The following is an 18,961-nucleotide window of genomic DNA, read 5'->3' as shown; positions in this document are numbered from 1 at the left end:
CGTTCGTTCGGTCTATGGTGTGGCGACGTCGAGCCCGCTCGGGACCCGGGAGTGTGTGTCGGTTCGGCGCGCGGGGACGGTGGGTCAGTGTCCGTGGAAGGTGGGCCGGTCGCCCGCCAGGAAAGCGCGCACCGCCGCCCGGTGGTCCTCGGTGCGGCCGAGCCGCTCCTGCGCCGCCGCCTCCCGCTGGAGCATGTCTGCCACGTCGGCGGTGTCCGCGTGCCGAAGCAGCGCCTTGACCTCGGCGTAGGCGGCGGTGGGGCCACCGGCCAGGCGTCGGGCCAGGGCCAGACCCTCGGCGGCCGCGGCGCCGTCCGGAACGACCCGATGCACGAGGCCGTAACGGCGGGCGGCCTCGGCGTCGAGGCGTTCGTCGAGGAGCATCAGGGCCGCCGCCCGCGAGGGGCCGACGGCGCGGGCCAGCGCGCCGCTGACCCCGGTGTCGGCGGCCAGGCCGATCCCGGTGAAGGCGGTCGAGAAGCGGGCGCTCTCGGCCGCGACCCGCAGGTCGGCGCACAGCGCCAGGCCGAGCCCGGCGCCCACGCACGCACCCTCGACGGCGGCGACCACCGGTTGCGGCAGTGCGTGCAGTGCGCTCACCAGCGGGTTGTACTCCTCGCGCACGATCGCGAAGGCGGACGCGGGGTCGTGCTCCAGCGCGCGGGCGTGTTCCTTGAGGTCCTGGCCGACGCAGAAGTGCCGCCCCTGCGCGGTGAACAGGACCGCGCGGACCGCCTCGTCGCCGCGCACCCGGCGCACGGCGGCCAGCAGCGCGGTTCGCAGCGCCGCGTCGAGGGCGTTCCCGGCAGCGGGACGCCGCAGTTCGAGCACGGCGACGTCGCCGTCGAGGCGGTATCCGACGCCCGCGCCGTCCGGGGCGGTGTCGGTGGCGGTCACGGCCATGCGTAGAACCCCTGTCCGGTCTTGCGGCCCAACTCGCCGCGGGCGACCTTGTCGCGCAGCAACCGGGGCGGGGCGAAGCGCGCGCCCAGAGTCGCGTGCAGGTGCTCGGCGATGGCCAGCCGCACGTCGAGGCCGACCAGGTCGGTCAGGCGCAGCGGGCCCATCGGGTGCCGGTAGCCCAGCCGCATGGCGTCGTCGATGGCCTCGGGGGCGGCGACGCCCTCCTCGACCATGCGGATCGCCTCCAGTCCCAGTGCCAGGCCCAGGCGGCTGCTGGCGAATCCGGGTGAATCGTTGACGACGACGTCCTGCTTGCCGAGGGCGTGCGTCCAGTCCAGCGCGCGGGCGAGGACGTCGGCGGTGGTGTCCGGAGCGCGGACGAGTTCGACGAGCCCGGAGGCGGGCACGGGGTTGAAGAAGTGCATGCCCAGGAAGCGGCCCGGTCGGGTCAGGGCCGCGGCGAGGTCCGTGACGGACAGCGAGCTGGTGTTGGTGGCCAGCACCGTCGTGGCGCCGACGGCGCGCTCGGCGGCGGCCAGCAGGCGGGCCTTGAGGGCGGCGTCCTCGGGCACGGCCTCCACGATCAAGTCGGCGTGCGCGGGCAGGAGTTCGAGCCCGTCGACCGTGCTGACCCGGGCGAGTACGTGCGCGGCCGGTTCGGTGGCACCACCGCGTTCGGCGGCGCGTTCCAGGCCGGCGGCGATGCGCTCGAGGGCCGCGGCGGCGGCCCGGGCGTCGCTCTCGGCGATGGTCACCGACGAGCCCGCGGCCGCGAAGCACTGGGCGATGCCGGCTCCCATGCGTCCGCCGCCGATGACGCCGACCACCGCGGGCGGGGCCGGTGGCGCGGGGGTGGGGCTCATGTACGGCTCCTTGCGTCCAGGAAGCGGGTCATCCGGTCCTTCTTGTCCGCGGTCTCGAAGAGCACGGCCTGGGCCAGGTCGTCGGCGATCGGGTGGGCGCCGGGAGCGTCGACGACGAGTTTGGTCAGCCGCAGGGCGATCGCGGAGGAGCGCGCCATGCGGTCCAGCAGCGCGTGTGCCCGGTCGAGCAGTTCGTCGGCCGGCACGACGTCGATGACCAGTCCCGCGGCCAGGGCCGCGCGGGCGTCGAGGCGGTGTCCGGCGAGCAGGATCTGCTTGGCGACGGATTCGCCGACCAGTTGGGGCAGCCGCCAGCAGGCGCCGGCGGCGGCGAGGATGCCCAGGCCGGGTTCGGGGTTGCCGAAGACCGCGTCGGGGCCGGCGATGCGCAGGTCGCAGGCGTAGGCCAGTTCGGCGCCGCCGCCCAGGGCCCAGCCGTCGACGGCGGCGACGGTGGGCATCGGCAGGCGGCGCACACGTTCGAACAGGCGGCTGTTGATGCCCTGCAGGGCCTGGTCGCGACCGCGCTCACGCAGTTCGGCGATGTCGGCGCCGGCGGCGAAGACGCCGCCGTGGCCGGTGAGCAGGAGCAGTCTGGGGTCGCGTTCCAGCAGCTCGCACACGGCGTGCAGTTCGGTGATCATGCGCGCGTCGATGGCGTTGCGTTCGCGGGGGCGATGCAGCGTGACCACGACGCGGTCCGCGCGCTCCTCGATTCGCAACGTGCGGTACTCCTGGGCCCGGTCGGCTGTCGGGCGGGTCGTGCTCATGTGCGCTCCACGAGCATCGCGACACCCTGGCCGACGCCCACGCACAGGGTGGCCAGGCCGCGCCGGGCGTTCTCGCGTTCCAGGCGGCCGAGCAGGGTCAGCACGATGCGGGCGCCGGAGCAGCCGAGCGGGTGACCCAGGGCAATCGCGCCGCCGTCCGCGTTGACGGTGTCCTCGTCCAGGCCCAGGCGGCCGATCACGGCCAGGGCCTGGGCGGCGAACGCCTCGTTGAGCTCGGTGGCTTCCAGGTCGCCGATCCGCCATCCGGCGCGGGCGAGCGCCTTTTCGGTGGCGGGGACCGGGCCCAGGCCCATCAGGTGGGGTTGCACGCCGGCCGAGGCGGCGGCGACGATCCGCGCCCGCGGGGTGAGGCCGTGCCGCCGCACGGCCGCCTCGCTCGCCAGGACCAGGGCGGCGGCGCCGTCGGACAGGGGTGAGGCGGAGCCGGCGGTGACGATGCCGCCCTCGCGGAAGCTCGTGCGCAGGCCGGCGAGTTTGTCCAGCGTGGTGGTCGGGCGTGGGCCCTCGTCCCGGGTGACCACGTCCGTTCCGACCGGCACGGGCACGATCTCGCGGTCGAAGCGGCCCTTCTCCTGGGCGGCGACCGCGCGTTGGTGACTGCGCAGGGCGAAGGCGTCGGAGCGGGCGCGGGTGATGTGGTCGAGGGCGGCGACCTCCTCGGCGGTCTCACCCATCGACAGGGTGGTCCGGCCGGCGCCGGGAGTCGCGGCCCGGTCGGCGGCGGTGAAGCGGGGGTTGGTGAAGCGCCAGCCCAGGGAGGTGTCGTGCACCGCCCCGGGCTTGGCCCAGGGGGTTCCGGGCTTGTCCATCACCCACGGCGCGCGGGTCATGGACTCGACGCCGCCGGCGACGACGAGGTCGGCCTCGCCGGCACGGATGGTGTGGGCGGCGGAGGCGAGGGCGGTCAGGCCCGAGGCGCACAGGCGGTTGACGGTGTAGCCGGGCACGGTGTGCGGAAGGCCGGCCAGGAGCACGGCCATTCGGGCCACGTCGCGGTTGTCCTCGCCGGCCTGGTTCGCGGCGCCGAGGATCACCTCGTCGACGGCGTCGGCGGGAATGCCGGCTCGGCGTACGGCCTCGCCCACCACGAGTGCGGCCAGGTCGTCGGGTCGGATCGTGGCCAGGGCACCGCCGTAGCGGCCCTGGGGGGTGCGGGCGCCGTCGACGATGTAGACGGGGTCAGGCACCGACCGACTCCTTCCCGGCGGCGGCGGGGCGGCGGGATTGCAGGGTGGCGAAGCGGGCGGTGACGAACGCCGGGTCGGACAGTGTCGCGCTGGCGGCCGGGTTGGCGGCGCTGCCGTGGAAGTCGCTGAAGGCGGCGGACTGGTTGACGAACACGCCGCCGGTGAGGTTCTCCGACAGGTGCACGCCCACCTCCAGGGCGGACTCGCGGGCCGCCTCCAGCACGCGCTCGTCCGTGGAGTGCACGGCGGCGGTAAGGGCGCCGTGGGTGCCGACGCTCTCGCGCAGGATCCGCAGGCTGTGGTCGGTGGAGTCGGTGGCGACGACGAAGGAGACGGGCCCGAACCACTCGCGCGTGTAGGTCTTGTGGTCGGTGTCCGCGTCGAGGCGGGCCACCAGCGGAGTGCGCACGATCGCCTGCGGGTGCTCGGGGTGGGCGACAGGGGTGGAGGCGTGCACGACGCGGCCGAGGGCGCCGGCCTCTTCCAGGGTGTGGCGCACGCCGTCGTTGACGATCGCGCCGAGGGTGTGCACGGCGCGGGCGGGGTCGGCGAGCAGGCGGTCCAGTGCGGCGCCGAGGTCGGCGGCGAACTCGTCGGCGCTGCGGGGGCCCTGGTCGGTGGCGATGCCTTCGCGCGGGACGAGCAGGTTCTGCGGGGTGGTGCACATCTGGCCGCTGTACAGGGACAGCGAGAAGGCGAGGTTGCCCAGCAGGCCGCGGTAGTCGTCGGTGGAGTCCAGGACGACGGTGTTCAGGCCGGCCTTCTCGGTGTACACGGCGGCCTGGCGGGCGTTGGCCTCGATCCAGTCGCCGAAGGTGGTCGAGCCGGTGAAGTCGACGATGCGCACGTCGGGGTGCAGCGCGAGGGTGGCGGCGCTGCGGCCGTCGGGTGCCTCGGCGGCGAGCAGCACCACGTCGGGGGAGAATCCGGCTTCGGCGAGCACCTCGCGGGCGATGCGCACGGTGATCGCCAGCGGAAGCACCGCGCCGGGGTGGGGCTTGACCACGACCGGGTTGCCGGTGACCAGGCTGGCGAACAGGCCGGGGTAGCCGTTCCAGGTCGGGAAGGTGTTGCAGGCGATCAGCAGCGACACCCCGCGTCCGACGGGGGTGAACGTCTTGTCCAGTTCCAGGGGTTCACCCTTGCGCTGGGGCTTGCTCCAGCGGGCCGTGGCGGGGTGGCGCTTTTGTTCCGCCCAGGCGTAGGCGACCGCTTCCAGGCCCCGGTCCTGGGCGTGCGGGCCGCCGGCCTGGAAGGCCATCACGAACGGCTGCCCGGTGGTGTGCTGCACGGCATGCGCGATCTCGAAGGTCGCCGCGTTGAGGCGGGCCAGGATCTCGGCGGCGACGCCGGCGCGGGTGTCCGGGTCGGCGGCGCGCCAGGGGCCGGCGGCGGCCTTGGCGGCGGCCACGGCCCGGTCCGGGTCGACGCGCGGATAGGAGATGCCCAGCGGGCGGCCGTACGGGGAGATCTCGCCCGCGAGCACACGGCCGTCGCCGGGGTGGTCGGGCAGGCCGAAGGGGCGGCCGAGTTGCTCGTTGAACGCCGCCTCGCCGAGGGCGGGGGCCTGCTCGCCGTAGATCGAGGTGCTCGGCGACTCGGGGTAGGGCGTCCAGTGGTCGCGGTGCGCGGTGGCCCGCACCGCCTGCTCCAGCAGCGCGCGATGGCGCGCGAAGAAGTCGGGGCGCTCGGAGTTCACGTCGGGCATGCGATCCACCTCATGACATGCAGCGGTGATGCTGGATTATTCGGCCTGCGGCAGATTACCGAATGTTCGGTCGGTTAACAAGCGGTGCACGACACGGACGTACGCGTAAGCCCCGTCCCGGCACGAGCCCGGACGGGGCGCGGGGCCGCCGCGCGCGTGATCGTCCGGGGCGTCGGGGACGGCGTGGGCATCGGCGTCGACGTCACGGCCGTCGACCCCGACACGTGGGAACGCTCGCCGGGCAGACTGCGCCGAGGGAGCATCCGCGGCGATCGTGACCTGCGGCTCCTGACACAATGTCCCGGTGAGCAGTACACCCGTGCACAGGAACACCGGCCGCGTGGGCCGCCCCGGCTACGACCGCGACTCGCTGCTGCGGGTGGCGGTGGCCGTGTTCAACGAGCGCGGCTACGACGGCACCGGCATGGAGGAGTTGGCCAAGCGCCTGGGCCTGAGCAAGTCGAGCATCTACCACCACGTCTCGGGCAAGGAGGAACTGCTCGGCCTGGCCCTGGGACGCGCTCTGGACGCCCTGTTCGCGGTCTTGGACGAGGTCCCCGATCGCGACGTCACGGCCACCGCGCGCCTGGAGCACGTGGTGCACCGCAGCGTCGAGGTCCTGGCCGCCGAACTGCCTTACGTCACCTTGTTGTTGCGCGTGCGCGGCAACAGCGCCGTCGAACGGCACGCACTGGACAAGCGCCGCGAATTCGACCGTCGCGTCGCCGAATTGGTGACCCTCGCCGCGGCCGAGGGCGGCGTACGCGCCGACGTCGACCCACACCTGACCAGCCGACTGCTGTTCGGCACCGTCAACTCCCTGGTCGAGTGGTACCGCCCCGACGGGGATCTGCCGGTGTCCGCGCTGGCCGGCGCCTTGACCACGGTCCTTTTCGACGGGCTGCGCGCCACCCCCGGGAACTGACCCGAACGCCCTCGCGGCGGCCGGCGGCGCGACGCGGACCCGAGTCCGCGCCCACCGCGGCCACCTTGGCCGCCCGCGCTCACGCCTCCCAGGCGGCCCCGCGTCCGGGCGCCTCCTCGAAGACCAGCCAGGTGCGGGTGGAGCGCACGTTGGGGATGCTCTGGATCTGCTCCAGGACCACTTCGCGCAGCGCGGTGTTGTCGGGCGTGCGCACCAGGGCCAGCACGTCGTAGTCGCCGCCGACCAGGGCGAAGTGCTCGATGTAGGGAACCTCGCGCAGGCGTTCGCAGACCGCGCGCCAGGCGTTCTGCTCAATGGTGACGGTGACGTACGCGGTCGTGCCCAGACCCACGCGCTTCGGGTTCAATCGCGCGGTGAAACCGGAGATCGTGCCGTCCTCGACCATGCGGCCGATGCGGGCGTAGGCGTTGGCGCGGGAGATGTGCACACGTTCGGCGAGGGCGCGCACGGATATCCGTCCGTCCTCGACCAGTTCGGCGAGGATCGCGCGATCGGTGGCGTCCGGCGCGCCGGCCAAACGTCCCGACTCGGCCCCCGTCGGGACTTCTTCCTCGGACATTTGGCTCCCTTGAGCGAGTGATCGTGCCAGTTTATCGCACGATTGCGGAAATCCTTGTACAGAACTTCGCCCGGATGGAACATTCACCTGTCAAACGTCCAACGAAAGCGAGCATCCTCGATGTCTCCGATATCCGCGACGGCCCTGCGCCGGGCGATGCAGAGCTTCCTTCCCTCGCTCGTCCCGGTGCGCTTCGTCGCCGAGGACGGCACGACCGCGCCGGAGCCCGCCGGATACACCGCACCGGACGAGGCGCAACTGCGCGAGGCCTACCGGCGCATGGTGATCGGGCGGCGGTTCGACACCCAGGCCACCGCGCTCACCAAGCAGGGCCGGCTCGCCGTGTACCCCTCCAGTCGCGGCCAGGAGGCGTGCCAGATCGCCGGGGTGCTCGCGTTGCGTGAGGACGACTGGCTGTTCCCGACCTACCGCGATTCGGTGGCCCTGGTCTCCCGCGGGGTCGACCCGGTCGAGGTGTTGACGCTGCTGCGCGGGGACTGGCACTGCGGCTACGACCCGGTGGCCACCCGGGTGGCGCCGCAGTGCACACCGCTGGCCACCCAGGTCCTGCACGCCACCGGCATGGCCGAGGCGATGCGGCGCCGGGGCGAGGACCGGGTGGCGATGGCGTTCATCGGCGACGGCGGCACCAGCGAGGGCGACTTCCACGAGGCGCTCAACTTCGCGGCGGTCTTCCGTGCGCCGGTGGTGTTCTTCGTACAGAACAACAAGTACGCCATCTCGGTGCCGCTCGCTCGACAGAGCGCCGCACCGGCGCTGGCCTACAAGGGTGTCGGATACGGCGTGCGCTCCGAACAGGTGGACGGCAACGACCTGGTGGCGGTGCTGGCCGTGCTGACCGCGGCGGTCGACCATGCCCGCGCCGGGAACGGCCCGTTCCTGGTGGAGGCGCACACCTACCGCATGGACGCGCACACCAACGCCGACGACGCGACGCGCTACCGCGACGCGGCCGAGGTGGAGGCGTGGCGTACGGCCGATCCGCTGACCCGCCTGGAGGCCCACCTGCGCGGACGCGGCGTGCTCACGGACGAGGACGTCGCGGCCGACCGGGAGGCCGCCGAGGCGTTCGCGGCGGATCTGCGCGCTCGGATGAACACCGACCAGCAGGTCGATCCGCTCGAACTGTTCGACCACGTCTTCGCCGAGCCCACCCCCCAACTGCGCGAGCAACGTGCCCTGCTCGCCGCCGAATCCACCGCCCAGGAGGTCTGAGATGGCGACCCTCACGATGGCGCAGGCCCTGAACACGGCCCTGCGCGACGCGTTGACGGCGGACGAGCGGGTGCTGATCTTCGGCGAGGACGTCGGTCCGCTCGGCGGCGTCTTCCGCATCACCGACGGCCTGACCCGCGACTTCGGCGAGGAACGCTGCTTCGACACCCCGCTCGCCGAGGCCGGCATCGTCGGCCTGGCCGTGGGGATGGCGATGGGCGGCTTCCGGCCCGTGGTGGAGATGCAGTTCGACGCCTTCGCCTACCCCGCCTTCGAACAGATCGCGTCACACGTCGCGAAGTTGCGCAACCGCACCCGCGGCCGGCTCTCGCTGCCGATGGTGATCCGCATCCCGTACGCGGGCGGCATCGGCGGCGTCGAACACCACTGCGACTCGAGCGAGGCGTACTACGCGCACACCCCCGGGTTGAAGGTGGTCACCCCGGCGACGCCCGAGGACGCCTACTGGCTGCTGCGCGACGCGATCGAGGACCCCGATCCGGTGGTGTTCCTCGAACCCAAGAAGCTGTACTGGGCCAAGGAAGAGGTCGACCTCGCCCCGCGCGGTGCCCGGGAGTTCGGTCGCGCGGTCGTGCGCCGCGCGGGCTCGGACGCGACGCTGGTGGCGTACGGCCCGTCGGTGCCGGTGGCGTTGGAGGCCGCGGCGGCCGCGGCGCTGGAGGGCCGCAGCCTGGAGGTGGTGGACCTGCGCACGCTCGTGCCCTTCGACGACGACACGGTGGCCGCGTCGGTGCGCCGTACGGGACGCTGCGTGGTGATACAGGAGGCACAGGGCTTCGCGGGCGTCGGCGCCGAGATCGCGGCCCGGGTGCAGGAGCGCTGCTTCCACTCGCTGGCCGCGCCGGTGTTGCGGGTGGCCGGATTCGACATCCCCTACCCGCCGCCGAAGTTGGAGCACGCGCACCTGCCGGGTGTGGATCGCGTCTTGGACGCCGTGGACCGGCTGCAGTTCGACGACACGCCCGACGTGCGGCACCTGGTCAAGGGGGCGGCGTGAGTACCGGAACGCTCCAAGCACAGGTCTTCCTCCTGCCCGATCTGGGCGAGGGTTTGACCGAGGCCGAGATCGTCGAGTGGAAGGTCGCCGTCGGCGACACGGTGGAGGTCGACCACATCGTGGTCGAGGTCGAGACCGCCAAGGCCGCCGTCGAGGTGCCCGTGCCGTACGCCGGCACGGTGTTGAGCCTGCACGCCGAGGCCGGCACGGCGCTCGCGGTGGGCCGGCCGCTGATCACCGTCGGCGCCGCGTCCACGGGAACTCCGGTGGATCCCGGTACCGCGGACGCGGGTACCACGAACTCCGGTACTCCCGCCGATCGCTATCGCGAGGAGGAGCAGGCGGGCTCCGGCAACGTCCTGATCGGCTACGGCACCGGGCACGCGCCCGTCTCGCGGCGTCGCCGTCGAGGGCCGACATCACCCGTCGCCGGGGCACACGACCCGCGGGCCGGGGCTACCACGGCGGGGCAGGTCGTACGCGCCGCCTGTGCCGACGCGGCGGCGCAGGCGGGCCGGACCGACGCCGAGCCCGGGCAGGGCGTACGCGTCGCCGACGACGACGCGCGGCCGGCGGCGCAAGCGGGCGGGGCCGGCGCGCGCCTGGTGATCTCCCCGCTGGTGCGCAGGTTGGCTCGCGACCACGGCATCGACGTGGCCCGCCTGGCGCCCGGCGGAGCCGACGGCATCATCCGCCGCCTCGACGTGGAGCAGGCCATCGCCGGGGAACGGCAGGCGGTTTCGGCCACGGCGGGCGCGTCCGTCGACGTCCCGGGCGTGGAGCGCATCCCGCTGCGCGGCATCCGTCGCGCGGTCGCGCACAAGCTCGCGCGCAGCCGTGCCGAGATCCCGGACGCCACGACCTGGGTGGACGTGGACGCCACCGCGCTGCTGGCGGCCAAGGACGTGCTCCAGGCGGCGCATCCGGAGCAGCGCATCGGCCTGCTGGCGCTCCTGACCCGGATCTGCGTCGCGGGCCTGCGCCGCTTCCCGGCGCTGAACTCCAGCGTGGACACCGCCCGAGCGGAGATCGTGCGCTTTTCGCACGTGAACGTGGGCTTCGCCGCGCAGACCGAACGCGGTCTGGTCGTGCCCGTGGTGCGCGACGCACACACGCTGACGACCACGCAGCTCGCGACCGAGCTGGCTCGGTTGACCGCGCTGGCCCGCGCCGGCGCGCTGCCGCCCGAGGCGTTGACCGGAGGCACGTTCACGCTCAACAACTACGGCGTGTTCGGCGTGGACGGCTCCACCCCGATCATCAACCACCCCGAGGCCGCGCTGCTGGGGGTGGGCCGCATCATCGACAAGCCGTGGGTCGTCGACGGCGCGCTCACCGTGCGCAAGGTCACCCAGTTGTCGTTGAGCTTCGACCACCGCGTGTGCGACGGCGGCGTGGCGGGCGGCTTCCTGCGTTACGTGGCGGACTGTGTCGAGCGGCCGACGACGCTGTTGGCCGACCTGTGAGCGCTTCCCGTCCCGGGGGCGGCGCGCCGCCGCCGGGACGGGGCCTGCGTTACCGGAACCCGCCGGGCCGCGGTCGACGCCCGCGCCCGGGGTGGCGCGGCGACACCGTCCGGTCCACCGCAAGCGCCGAATCGGCCGAGGGCACCAACTTATTGGGCCGTTTCGAAGGCAAGTGAGCCGAACTCGCCGGGTTCGGATGTTCAGGTGCGGCCGGTGCCGTCGACAGGCGGTGTGGGGCGGTTCAGCCGCCAGGTCACCTCGATCCCGATGCCCGAGGGAGCCACGGGCGGCGTTGCCTGTTCACGCCGGATTTCGGTGAAGCCCAACCGGCGCGGTATGGCGGCGCTGGAGGTGTTGGCCAGGTCGTGCGCGATTTCCAGGTACTCCACGTCCGCCAGGGTGAACATCTCGGCGACCAGGGCCGCGGTCGCTCGTGTGGCGATGCCCTGACCCGTGGCGGCAGGGTGCAGCCAATAGCCCATGCGCCGGCCCTGGGGTTCGGCCCCGCGGGAGGTCTGGCACATGCCGATGAGAGAGCCGTCTTTGACGATGGCGTAGTTGTACACGTCACCGTTTGCCCACTTCGACTCGAACATCGCGAGGAGGTCGCCCGTTTTCTCCTTGGTGTGCCCGGCGACCCACGGCTCCCAGGGGCGCAGGTGGTCTCGGGATTCCTCGATCAACTCGCTTGCCGCAGCGAAGTCCTGCTGCCCCCGCCAGCGTCGCAGGACGAAGTCTTCGCATTCGATGATCTGCCTCGGTCGCGCCATGACGGCCATGATCGTTCGCGAAACGGCTCTCGGCAACGGGGTACGGAAGAGACCGCCGGCCATCCACCCGGCGGGGCGGCGGCGTTGGTATCGCGTCGGGTCGGGTCAGGTGTAGTCGGCCGTGGTGTGCACCGCACCGAAGCGGGGGAAGGTCCTTTCCACAGCGAAGTCGTGTTCGTCGGCCGCGAATCCGGACATCGCGTCGGCGACGAACTCCACGTCGTAGTCGTGGTCGCTCGCGGCCCGCGCCGTGGACTCCACTCCCATGGTGGTGACCAGCCCGGCGAGTACCACCGTGTCCACGTCCCGCTCGCGCAGCCGCTCGTGTAGGTCGTGCCGTGGAAGGCGCCGACGGTCTGCTTGACGATCACGATGTCGCCGGGGTGGACGAGGCCGTCGGCGAAGCCGCTGCCCGGCGGCTGTTCGCCCACATCGGGTCTGTCGACGCGTACGAGCGCCACGGGGCGCTGCTCGGCCCGGAACGCATCGGCCAACCGGCGGCACCGCGCGAGTACTTCCTCGCCGGAGTGCGGTGCGACGGGCAAGGCCACGATGCGGGGCACCGGATCGATCGGGATCAGTGCAGCGGTCACGGGGTGATCGTAGGCCCGGGTCACTAGAGTTCGCCGGAGCGGCCCCGGGGGGACGATACCCCTCGCGCCGGCGGGTCGCGGCCGAGCCGGCCACGAAGAGGTGGCGAAACCGGGTCGGTCGGACCTCGGCCGTCACCTCGTCCCCGATCGCTTCCGCCGATGGGGAGCAGACGTCGGGTGGTGGGACCCTCGTCGTGGATGGCGTCCTCCGGGTGCTGGAGATGGAGGGCGTAGGGGGTGCCCGCGTGAATGGCGTCCAGACCGGCGCGGGTGTAGGCGACGAGATCGGCGGGCAGGTCGTCGGGGTCCGCCCAGACGAGTTCTTCGTGTTTGTGCGGTTCGGCGTTGCGTACGGTGTCGATCGCGTCGAAGTCGCGGGCTCCCGGCCATCCTGCGGCAGTGAAGAACCAGCCGATGCGCAACGGCCCTCGGGGTGGGCGGTGTTGGAGGACCAGGTCGCATCGGAGCGTGTGCGGGTGCAGGACGACGCCGGTCTCCTCGGCGACTTCGCGGACGGCGGCGGTGACGACGTCCTCACCCGGCTCGACTTTGCCGGAGGGCAGGCACAGCAGGCCGGGTGCGTACGGGGAGGTCGCGGCCCGGCGCAGAAGCAGGATCCGGGGGCCGCGGTGGAGCAACACGTGTACGTCGACCGGGAATCCGACCTCGAGACGGGTTTCCTGTGTCATCCGGGACATCCCTTCGGGGTCGGTGCGTCGGGACGTGTGCTCCCGTCGGCGCGCCGCGGCGGCGGGTGGTGACCGACCGCCGACCGGGGGCCGGCTGCGCCGGCCGTCACGCCTCGCCGTCAGCGCGGCCATCCGGGTCGCCGTCATTCGGAGCCGGAGGGCGTACGGCGGTGCCGAGAATGTGGGCGGACGCAGGCGTCGGGACCCGGGTGGCCGGGAACACGAGGCGGTCCGACTCGGTGACCGCGAAGCCGGCCCGGCGGATCGCGGCTTCGGTGTCGCGTCCGGTATGACAGCCCCCGCACAGCAGCGGCCACACCGTCGCGTCCACCACCCGCTGTACCCGACGCATCCGCGCGCCGCGCGCCCGCACGTGCTCGAAGAACCGCAGTTGCCCGCCCGGCCGCAACACCCGGTACGCCTCGGCGAGGGCTGTATGCGGGTTCGGCACCGAGCACAGCGTCAGGCAGAACACCACGGCGTCGAACGCCTCGTCCTCCAAGGGGAGCCCCTCCGCCGAGCCGTCGCGAACGTTCACCGGCACCGCGGCGCGCCGGGCGGCCTCGGTCGCCAACGCCCGCAGCCGCGGCTCCGGTTCGACTGCCGTCACGTGCGCCACCGACGGCGGGTAGTGCGCGAAGTTCGCGCCGTGCCCCGCGCCGATCTCCAGCACCTCACCGGTCAGGCCCCGCAACAGTCGGCTGCGATGCTCGCCGATGCCTGCCCTCTCCAGCCCCGGGCCCGCCACATGCGCGTAGAACCGCGCGAACACCGGCCTGCGTACCGTTTGCGACCTCGGCATCGCCCGGCCACCACCTTCCTCGCGGCCGTACGGCCACTGCGCTGATACAGCAGGTGGAACATAGCGAACTCCATGCACCATAACGGTGACGGCGCCGCCGACGCCGCCGGTCGTGCCGAACCCGGTGCCGGTTCGGTGCACAACCCGTCCGGTGGGCGGAGTCGCCGCCGTCGGGTCTCGGATCACGCCGACGGATCCGGCCGGTGTCGGACCGGTCTGGCATCGTCGGCCGCATGGCCCAACCGCTCAAGGACATGATCAACGCGACCTCCGTCGCCGCCCTGGCCGACGGCGTCGCCGCCGCCCGCGACGTCTTCCCCCGCGACCGCTTCGTCGCCCGCGCGCTCGACGGGTTGGACGGTCTGGAGCTCAAGGCCCGCGTCGGCCACGTGGCCCGGGCCCTGCACGCGACGCTCGACCTGCCCTTTCCGCAGGCCGCCGCGGTCCTGCGGGAGGCGACGGCGCACACCGGCCTGGACATGTGGAGCGGTTGGCCCGCCACCGACTACGTCGCGGTCCACGGGGTCGAGCACCTCGACGAGGCCATGTCCACACTCGCCGTGATCACCCCCTACGCCACGGCCGAGTTCGCGGTGCGCCCCTACCTCGACCGCTACCGGGACATCGCGCTGAAGATCATCCGGGACTGGGCCGACGACGCGGACGAGCACCTGCGCCGCCTCGCGTCCGAGGGCACCCGGCCGCGCCTGCCGTGGGGTGGGCGGGTGCGCTGGCTGATGGCCCCCGGTCCGACGCTGCCGATTCTGGAACGGCTGCGCGACGACCCGAGCGAGTACGTACGCCGCTCGGTCTCCAACCACATCAACGACATCGCCAAGGACCATCCCGAAACGGCGCTGGCCGTGCTCGGTCGCTGGCGCGCCGAGGGCGGCGAGCACACCGACCGCGTGGTGCGCCACGCCGCCCGCGGTCTCCTGCGAGCCGGGCATCCCGAAGCGCTCGGCCTGGTCGGTGCGGCGCACGGCAGCGGCACGGTGGAATCGCTCGTGGTCGCGGACACCGTCGTGACCGGTGACCGCCTCCCGTTCACCGTCACCGTGCGCGCCGACGGCCCCGGGCCGCTACTGCTGAAGTACGCGGTCTGCCGCGACGGTTCCCGCCGGGTGTTCCATCTGGCCGAGCGGGTCGCGCAGGGCGCCGGGGACACGTTCGTGCTCGCCAGGTCACACTCCTTCCGCCCGGTGACCACGCGCACCGAACCGCCCGGCCACCGCGACCTGCAGATCGTCGTCAACGGCGAGGTTCGCGCAACGGCCCCCTTCACCCTGCTCCCCTGACGTACGCCGCCCCGGGCGCATGGCGCTCCTGCTGTGCGCACCGCTCCCGGGCCGCGACGCTCGACCTCGCCGCCGGCCGATGGGCAACACCTGCCCTACCGACGCGGGGCCTGCGTGGCGCACCCGGGTGTCGGCACCTCGCTCGATGCGCCCCGGTCGGGCCGGAGAGCACGCCGCGCGGGGTGATCAGCCGAGGACGAGCGGGAGCTGTGCGGCCACCTCGCCGAGTTCGGCCTGCTCAGCGTCGGTCGGGGCACGTCGGCCGGTGCCGACCAGCAGTACGTCCGTGTCGGCGAACGACGCGGGGAAGGCGGCTCCGGCGATCTTCTCCAGCATCTCGCGCGTACGGGCAAGGCCCTCCGCGGGTGGCTCGGCGGCGTCCGGAAGGTGCGCGATCAGGTCGAGGTGGTGCAGCGTCCACTCCAGGACGTACGCGTCGAGGTAGTCGCCCGCGGTGAGGACCTGGTCCTGTGTACCGACCCGCAGGCCCGGATCGGCGAGTTCGGCGGCGCGACCGGCGGCGGAACCGACGTCGTCCAGATGGAACTTGAGCAGCCGCGGCTCCTGGTACGCGGCGGCCAGTCGCACGATCAGCGCGTCGAGCGGATCCTCCCCCGTCGGCGGCGTCTGCGCGACGTTCCAGTAGGTCACCGCGTCGCGGGTCGGTTCCTCCTCGACCGGGGTCACGAGGGTGATCAGGACGTCCTGGGCATCGATGACCAGGTGGCACACCAGATCCCGCACAAGCCAGCCGGCACAGCCGGACGGCCGGGCGAAGTCCTCGTCTTGGAGGTCGGCGACCGCCGCGCGCAACGCCGTCCACGAACGTGAGAAGAGATCCACGGCCGCAAGCTAGCAGCGCACCGCCCCCACGGCGACGCAATTCCCCGCCGGTCAAAGCGCACCGCTCCCGCAGCGTCACCGTCGACGAGTGCACCGCCCCCGGTCGAGGGCGACGCTCTCAGCGGTCCGCTGCTCCGTCGTCGTTCCAACGGGGGTCCTCTCGCCATGCCTCTTCGCGCTCGCGCGCCGTGTCCATCGCGTGAGCGGCCGCATCGCGGGTCTCGTACGGACCGAGGCGGTCGGCGGCCCGACACTCGGGGCCTTCTTCGACCGTGCCGTGCTTCAGGCAGTAGTACCACTCGCCCGCCTGACCGGCGGTCCTTCGCTTGAACAGAGCCATACTCGCCACCTGCCCAGTCGCTGATGCGGTAAATCGTGTGACAACCCGAGAGAAGTTTCGTGCCGAGCAGCACACTTGCCGCCGGACGACAAGCGGCGGGCCCACGACGGACGGGTCGCCGGCACCTCCGGTGGAAGGCGTGCTCCCGTGGTGCGCCGCGTCGGCCGCCCCGCCGGCTACGCGACGGGGCCGAGTTCGCCCTCGACAACGGTTCGGGTGATCCGAGGCCGGTCCCACAGGGCCAGGAGTTCGTTGGCGAGGATCATGATGGGCAACGGGTCCTGATCGCCGCGTACTTCGATGGCGGCGGCCGACAGGCTGCGCGGGACGGCTCCGGCGTCGAGCAGGACACGCCACTCCTGCGGCCCGAGTTCCAGGAACTCCAGGCCGGTCAGCTCGGCGATCTCGAGCGGGTCGGCGAGCGTACCGGGGTAGGCGGTGAGGGTCCGCAGGCGCGGCAGCCCGATGACGGGAGCGAGGCTGAGCGGCTCGTCGTCCCATACTCCGATGGACAGGACCTCCAGGTCGGCGTGGGCGGCGGCTTCGACGCTCTTCAAGTTCCCGGTGTTGACCCGGGCCACGGCCGGCGGGCCATCGTGGTGACGGTGGCCGCGCCGTCCGCTGGGCCGCTCCGACACCAGGTCGAGCAGGCAGTCGGCAAGCAGTTCGGCGCCGATGTCCTGCTCGTGGTCGAGCATGACGATCTGTCCGACATGGCCGCGCGGGCCCGGCGTCAAGTCGACCGCGAGCCGGTCCCCACCTCCGTTGTCCCCGAAGGCGATCCACCCGGGCGAGCCGACCAGGCCCTGTACCGCGGCGTCGGGCGCGGTGACGGCCGCCGTCATTGCCGCGAACTCCCAGCGACAATAGCGCGACGTCGCGTCGGCGACGTACAGGTCGTCCAAGAAGAAGAGTTCGCAGCCCACCGCCGCGAAGTCGTGTATCGAGGAAGCGGAAGGGGAGCGCTGCCGAGCGATCATGTGCAGACCCCACGCGCGACCACCGACGCCGCACGCCACCCGGTCCGGGCCCTGGAGATTCGCGAGCCCGGACCGCGTCCACCGACGCCGGTGTGCGGTGTGCCGTGTGTTCGGGCGAGTCGCGCAACTTCGGCGGCGGCGACCGGTTCGGGACGACCGCGGGGTGTCGCACACGTCGCGCAAGCCCCCGTACTCCCGTCGTGCGCATACTACGTCGGGCGATTCTGCCGCTCTCTGGGCCCGCCCGGAAGCCCGCACGCGCGCGTGTGGCCGCCATTTCCGCCGCCGCGGTGACGATCGATTCCCCGACGAACGCCACCGCATGGAGCAACAGTCGGTAGCCGGGCGGCGAAACGCACCGGTGCTCGCCGCGTGCGGTGTCGCGGTACGCGGTCGAGGGCGAGTGCGGTGGCCGTGCCGAGGCTGCGGCGAACATCGATCCGGTGCCGGGAAAGGGACGCCGAGGCTCGGCAACCCACCCGTTCGGGTGAATATCCCACCGAATTCGGGGCGTCTATAGCATGCTCGGCGACGGTTGCCGATCGGTGACGAGACCTCGGCCACGACCTCCGGAGGCGCATCCGTGAATCCCGAAGACCTCAAGTACACCAAGGACCACGAGTGGGTGCGATCGCTCGACGGCAGGCGGGTCGCGATCGGGATCACGGACTTCGCACAGAAACAGCTCGGCGACGTCGTCTACGTGGAACTGCCGTCGGTGGACGACCGGCGCGAGGCGAGCGAACCGTTCGGCTCGGTGGAGTCCGTCAAGGCGGTGACCGAGGTCTACATGCCGCTGACCGGCACGATCGCCGCCGTCAACACCGACCTCGACGACTCGCCGGAGAACGTCAACACCGACCCCTACGGCGACGGATGGATGATCGAGGTCACCCTCGCCGAGGGCGAAAACATGACGAACCTGCTCACGGCCCACGAATACGACGAGTACATCAAGGCCGAGTCCGCCGACTGATCGCCCCGGCCGCGCAAGGCCCCGGCGCAGCCGACGTCCAGGTGGGTGCTCGGCCCCGCGAAGGGCCCTTTGTGGTCGGGTCACCAGGGGCGGGCGCACCGGTCGCCGTGTTCTGCCAACCGAGCGGATTTCGCCCGATCAGGACTCGGGACGTCGGCTGCCTGGCTACGGTTCTCGCGAGAGTCCCGCGAACAGCCATGGAGTGCACGTGAGCGAAGACGAATCCCTCGAACGATGGGCCGCTCGTCGCGAGATGCGGCTGCGCCCGGTCGGCGAACGCCGGGCGGTCCACCTCGTCGGGCCGCCACGAGCGCCGCACGTCGACCGTGAGGCGCCGCGCGTCGTACTCGAATGGGACGGATACCAGTGGGTCACGCTCGCGGTCGTGGCGAACTACATCGAGGCCGCCCGCCTGCTCTACCCGGACGCCCACGAAACGGCACTCGGCAGCGACGACCGGTCGGGGCCGCGGTCCGGGTCGTCCGAGCGCCGAACCCGACCCGTCCCGGGCACCGGCAGGCATCGCAGGACTCACTGACCGCGGCGGTCCTGTGGACGTACTGAACTCCGCCGTGGCCGCCGCCCTTCCGCAACGCGAGTAGAGGCGCTGCGGCCTGCCGGGAAGGGCGAGCCAAAAGAGCGACACGGCTCGCTTCCGCCGACGCGCGCCCGGCAATCGACCGACTCCGCCCGGTTCACCGGACGGTCGACACATCCGCGTCACCGGCTCGGGATGCCGGCGCCGAACCCCCGAAAGCCATGGGTGGTTCATCTGCCGGCATCTAGGTTATTAGTTTGCTAGCATCGCTCCCGTGGGCGACGAGGATGTGAAGCAGTTCAACGTGTACCTGCCGATCGGATTGATCAAGCAGGTCAAGCACCGTGCCATCGAGTCGGAGCTGTCGCTGTCGGCGCTGGTCGCCGCCGCGCTGCGCGCCTACCTCGACGACACCCCTACCGCACGAGAGCCATCGTCCGAGAAGGAGAGTTGAC

Annotated in this window: 19 protein-coding genes and 2 pseudogenes; 8 read left to right on the top strand and 13 right to left on the bottom strand. The window is 72.4% G+C overall.

The genetic code is table 11. The features are described from left to right. Positions 1-84 precede the first annotated feature (84 nt). From A3IC_RS0118805 to paaN, 5 genes are read right to left on the bottom strand one after another with little or no spacing between them, the layout of a single operon-like run. Positions 85-903, bottom strand: a complete 819-nt coding sequence (locus A3IC_RS0118805; RefSeq protein WP_020551599.1) for an enoyl-CoA hydratase/isomerase family protein — start codon at positions 901-903, stop codon at positions 85-87. Then, positions 894-1,766, bottom strand: coding sequence for a 3-hydroxyacyl-CoA dehydrogenase family protein (locus A3IC_RS0118800; RefSeq protein ID WP_020551598.1), 873 nt, complete (start codon positions 1,764-1,766; stop codon positions 894-896). The genes A3IC_RS0118805 and A3IC_RS0118800 overlap by 10 nt, the downstream gene beginning before the upstream one ends. Continuing rightward, entirely contained in the window at positions 1,763-2,536 is a 774-nt protein-coding gene (locus tag A3IC_RS0118795; protein WP_020551597.1) for an enoyl-CoA hydratase/isomerase family protein, read from the bottom strand. The genes A3IC_RS0118800 and A3IC_RS0118795 overlap by 4 nt, the downstream gene beginning before the upstream one ends. Further along, positions 2,533-3,744, bottom strand: a complete 1,212-nt coding sequence (locus A3IC_RS0118790) for a thiolase family protein (RefSeq protein ID WP_020551596.1) — start codon at positions 3,742-3,744, stop codon at positions 2,533-2,535. Before A3IC_RS0118790 ends, A3IC_RS0118795 begins: the two co-directional genes overlap by 4 nt. After that, entirely contained in the window at positions 3,737-5,452 is a 1,716-nt protein-coding gene (gene paaN / locus A3IC_RS0118785) for a phenylacetic acid degradation protein PaaN (protein WP_026218434.1), read from the bottom strand. The genes A3IC_RS0118790 and paaN overlap by 8 nt, the downstream gene beginning before the upstream one ends. A gap of 304 nt (positions 5,453-5,756) precedes the next feature. Here paaN and A3IC_RS0118780 point away from each other — a divergent pair, with 304 nt between their 5' ends. Further along, positions 5,757-6,377: a TetR/AcrR family transcriptional regulator gene (locus tag A3IC_RS0118780; protein ID WP_026218433.1), complete on the top strand. Its 621-nt coding sequence runs from the start codon at positions 5,757-5,759 to the stop codon at positions 6,375-6,377. 79 nt (positions 6,378-6,456) lie between these two features. On the opposite strand, the gene A3IC_RS0118775 is transcribed toward A3IC_RS0118780, so the two are convergent. Then, positions 6,457-6,957 carry an Lrp/AsnC family transcriptional regulator gene (locus tag A3IC_RS0118775; protein WP_026218432.1) on the bottom strand — a complete coding sequence of 167 codons (501 nt, stop codon included), beginning with the start codon at positions 6,955-6,957 and terminating at the stop codon, positions 6,457-6,459. A gap of 120 nt (positions 6,958-7,077) precedes the next feature. Between A3IC_RS0118775 and pdhA the strand changes: the two genes are divergently transcribed. Genes pdhA through A3IC_RS0118760 form a run of 3 tightly spaced genes read left to right on the top strand, consistent with a single transcriptional unit; the run spans position 7,078 to position 10,677 of the window. Further along, the gene (gene pdhA, locus A3IC_RS0118770) at positions 7,078-8,193 is read left to right on the top strand and encodes a pyruvate dehydrogenase (acetyl-transferring) E1 component subunit alpha (protein ID WP_052173589.1); all 1,116 of its coding nucleotides are present in this window, start codon (positions 7,078-7,080) and stop codon (positions 8,191-8,193) included. A 1-nt stretch (position 8,194) separates the two neighbouring features. Next, complete coding sequence (locus A3IC_RS0118765) at positions 8,195-9,211, top strand: alpha-ketoacid dehydrogenase subunit beta (RefSeq protein WP_020551591.1); 1,017 nt, start codon at positions 8,195-8,197, stop codon at positions 9,209-9,211. Continuing rightward, positions 9,208-10,677, top strand: coding sequence for a dihydrolipoamide acetyltransferase family protein (locus tag A3IC_RS0118760; protein ID WP_020551590.1), 1,470 nt, complete (start codon positions 9,208-9,210; stop codon positions 10,675-10,677). Before A3IC_RS0118765 ends, A3IC_RS0118760 begins: the two co-directional genes overlap by 4 nt. 200 nt (positions 10,678-10,877) lie before the next feature. Here the strand turns inward: A3IC_RS0118760 and A3IC_RS0118755 are convergent, their stop codons facing one another. The 4 genes and pseudogenes from A3IC_RS0118755 to A3IC_RS0118740 all read right to left on the bottom strand — a co-directional run bounded on the left by A3IC_RS0118755 (position 10,878) and on the right by A3IC_RS0118740 (position 13,531). Then, a complete protein-coding gene (locus tag A3IC_RS0118755; RefSeq protein WP_063744847.1) occupies positions 10,878-11,447 on the bottom strand; it encodes a GNAT family N-acetyltransferase in 570 nt (189 codons plus the stop codon). A gap of 105 nt (positions 11,448-11,552) precedes the next feature. Further along, positions 11,553-11,998, bottom strand: a pseudogene (locus A3IC_RS55230) (isochorismatase family protein). 65 nt (positions 11,999-12,063) lie between these two features. Further along, the gene (locus A3IC_RS62405) at positions 12,064-12,729 is read right to left on the bottom strand and encodes an NUDIX domain-containing protein (protein ID WP_245599347.1); all 666 of its coding nucleotides are present in this window, start codon (positions 12,727-12,729) and stop codon (positions 12,064-12,066) included. A gap of 106 nt (positions 12,730-12,835) precedes the next feature. Further along, the gene (locus A3IC_RS0118740) at positions 12,836-13,531 is read right to left on the bottom strand and encodes a class I SAM-dependent methyltransferase (RefSeq protein WP_026218429.1); all 696 of its coding nucleotides are present in this window, start codon (positions 13,529-13,531) and stop codon (positions 12,836-12,838) included. Between the two features lie 233 nt (positions 13,532-13,764). On the opposite strand from A3IC_RS0118740, the gene A3IC_RS0118735 reads away from it, so the two are divergent. Beyond that, a complete protein-coding gene (locus tag A3IC_RS0118735) occupies positions 13,765-14,829 on the top strand; it encodes a DNA alkylation repair protein (protein WP_020551584.1) in 1,065 nt (354 codons plus the stop codon). Positions 14,830-15,015: 186 nt separating this feature from the next. On the opposite strand, the gene A3IC_RS0118730 is transcribed toward A3IC_RS0118735, so the two are convergent. From A3IC_RS0118730 to A3IC_RS0118720, 3 genes and pseudogenes are all read right to left on the bottom strand, one after another. Beyond that, positions 15,016-15,672, bottom strand: coding sequence for a maleylpyruvate isomerase N-terminal domain-containing protein (locus A3IC_RS0118730; RefSeq protein ID WP_020551583.1), 657 nt, complete (start codon positions 15,670-15,672; stop codon positions 15,016-15,018). Positions 15,673-15,790: 118 nt separating this feature from the next. After that, on the bottom strand, positions 15,791-16,012 hold the full coding sequence (locus tag A3IC_RS0118725) for a hypothetical protein (RefSeq protein WP_020551582.1): 222 nt from the start codon (positions 16,010-16,012) through the stop codon (positions 15,791-15,793). 176 nt (positions 16,013-16,188) lie between these two features. Then, positions 16,189-16,947 (bottom strand): annotated as a pseudogene (locus A3IC_RS0118720) (SMI1/KNR4 family protein); the annotation flags it as partial. Positions 16,948-17,575: 628 nt separating this feature from the next. Between A3IC_RS0118720 and gcvH the strand changes: the two are divergent. The 3 genes from gcvH (at position 17,576) to A3IC_RS0118705 (ending at position 18,960) form a co-directional block, all read left to right on the top strand. Next, entirely contained in the window at positions 17,576-17,968 is a 393-nt protein-coding gene (gene gcvH / locus A3IC_RS0118715; RefSeq protein ID WP_026218428.1) for a glycine cleavage system protein GcvH, read from the top strand. Between the two features lie 208 nt (positions 17,969-18,176). Then, positions 18,177-18,506 carry a DUF6087 family protein gene (locus tag A3IC_RS0118710; protein WP_026218427.1) on the top strand — a complete coding sequence of 110 codons (330 nt, stop codon included), beginning with the start codon at positions 18,177-18,179 and terminating at the stop codon, positions 18,504-18,506. A 274-nt stretch (positions 18,507-18,780) separates the two neighbouring features. Then, positions 18,781-18,960 carry a ribbon-helix-helix protein, CopG family gene (locus A3IC_RS0118705; RefSeq protein ID WP_020551578.1) on the top strand — a complete coding sequence of 60 codons (180 nt, stop codon included), beginning with the start codon at positions 18,781-18,783 and terminating at the stop codon, positions 18,958-18,960. Position 18,961: the final 1 nt, after the last annotated feature.

The organism is Embleya scabrispora DSM 41855 (assembly GCF_000372745.1).
In the GTDB taxonomy this organism is placed as follows: domain Bacteria; phylum Actinomycetota; class Actinomycetes; order Streptomycetales; family Streptomycetaceae; genus Embleya; species Embleya scabrispora.
This window is presented reverse-complemented; position numbering and strand designations above follow the sequence as displayed.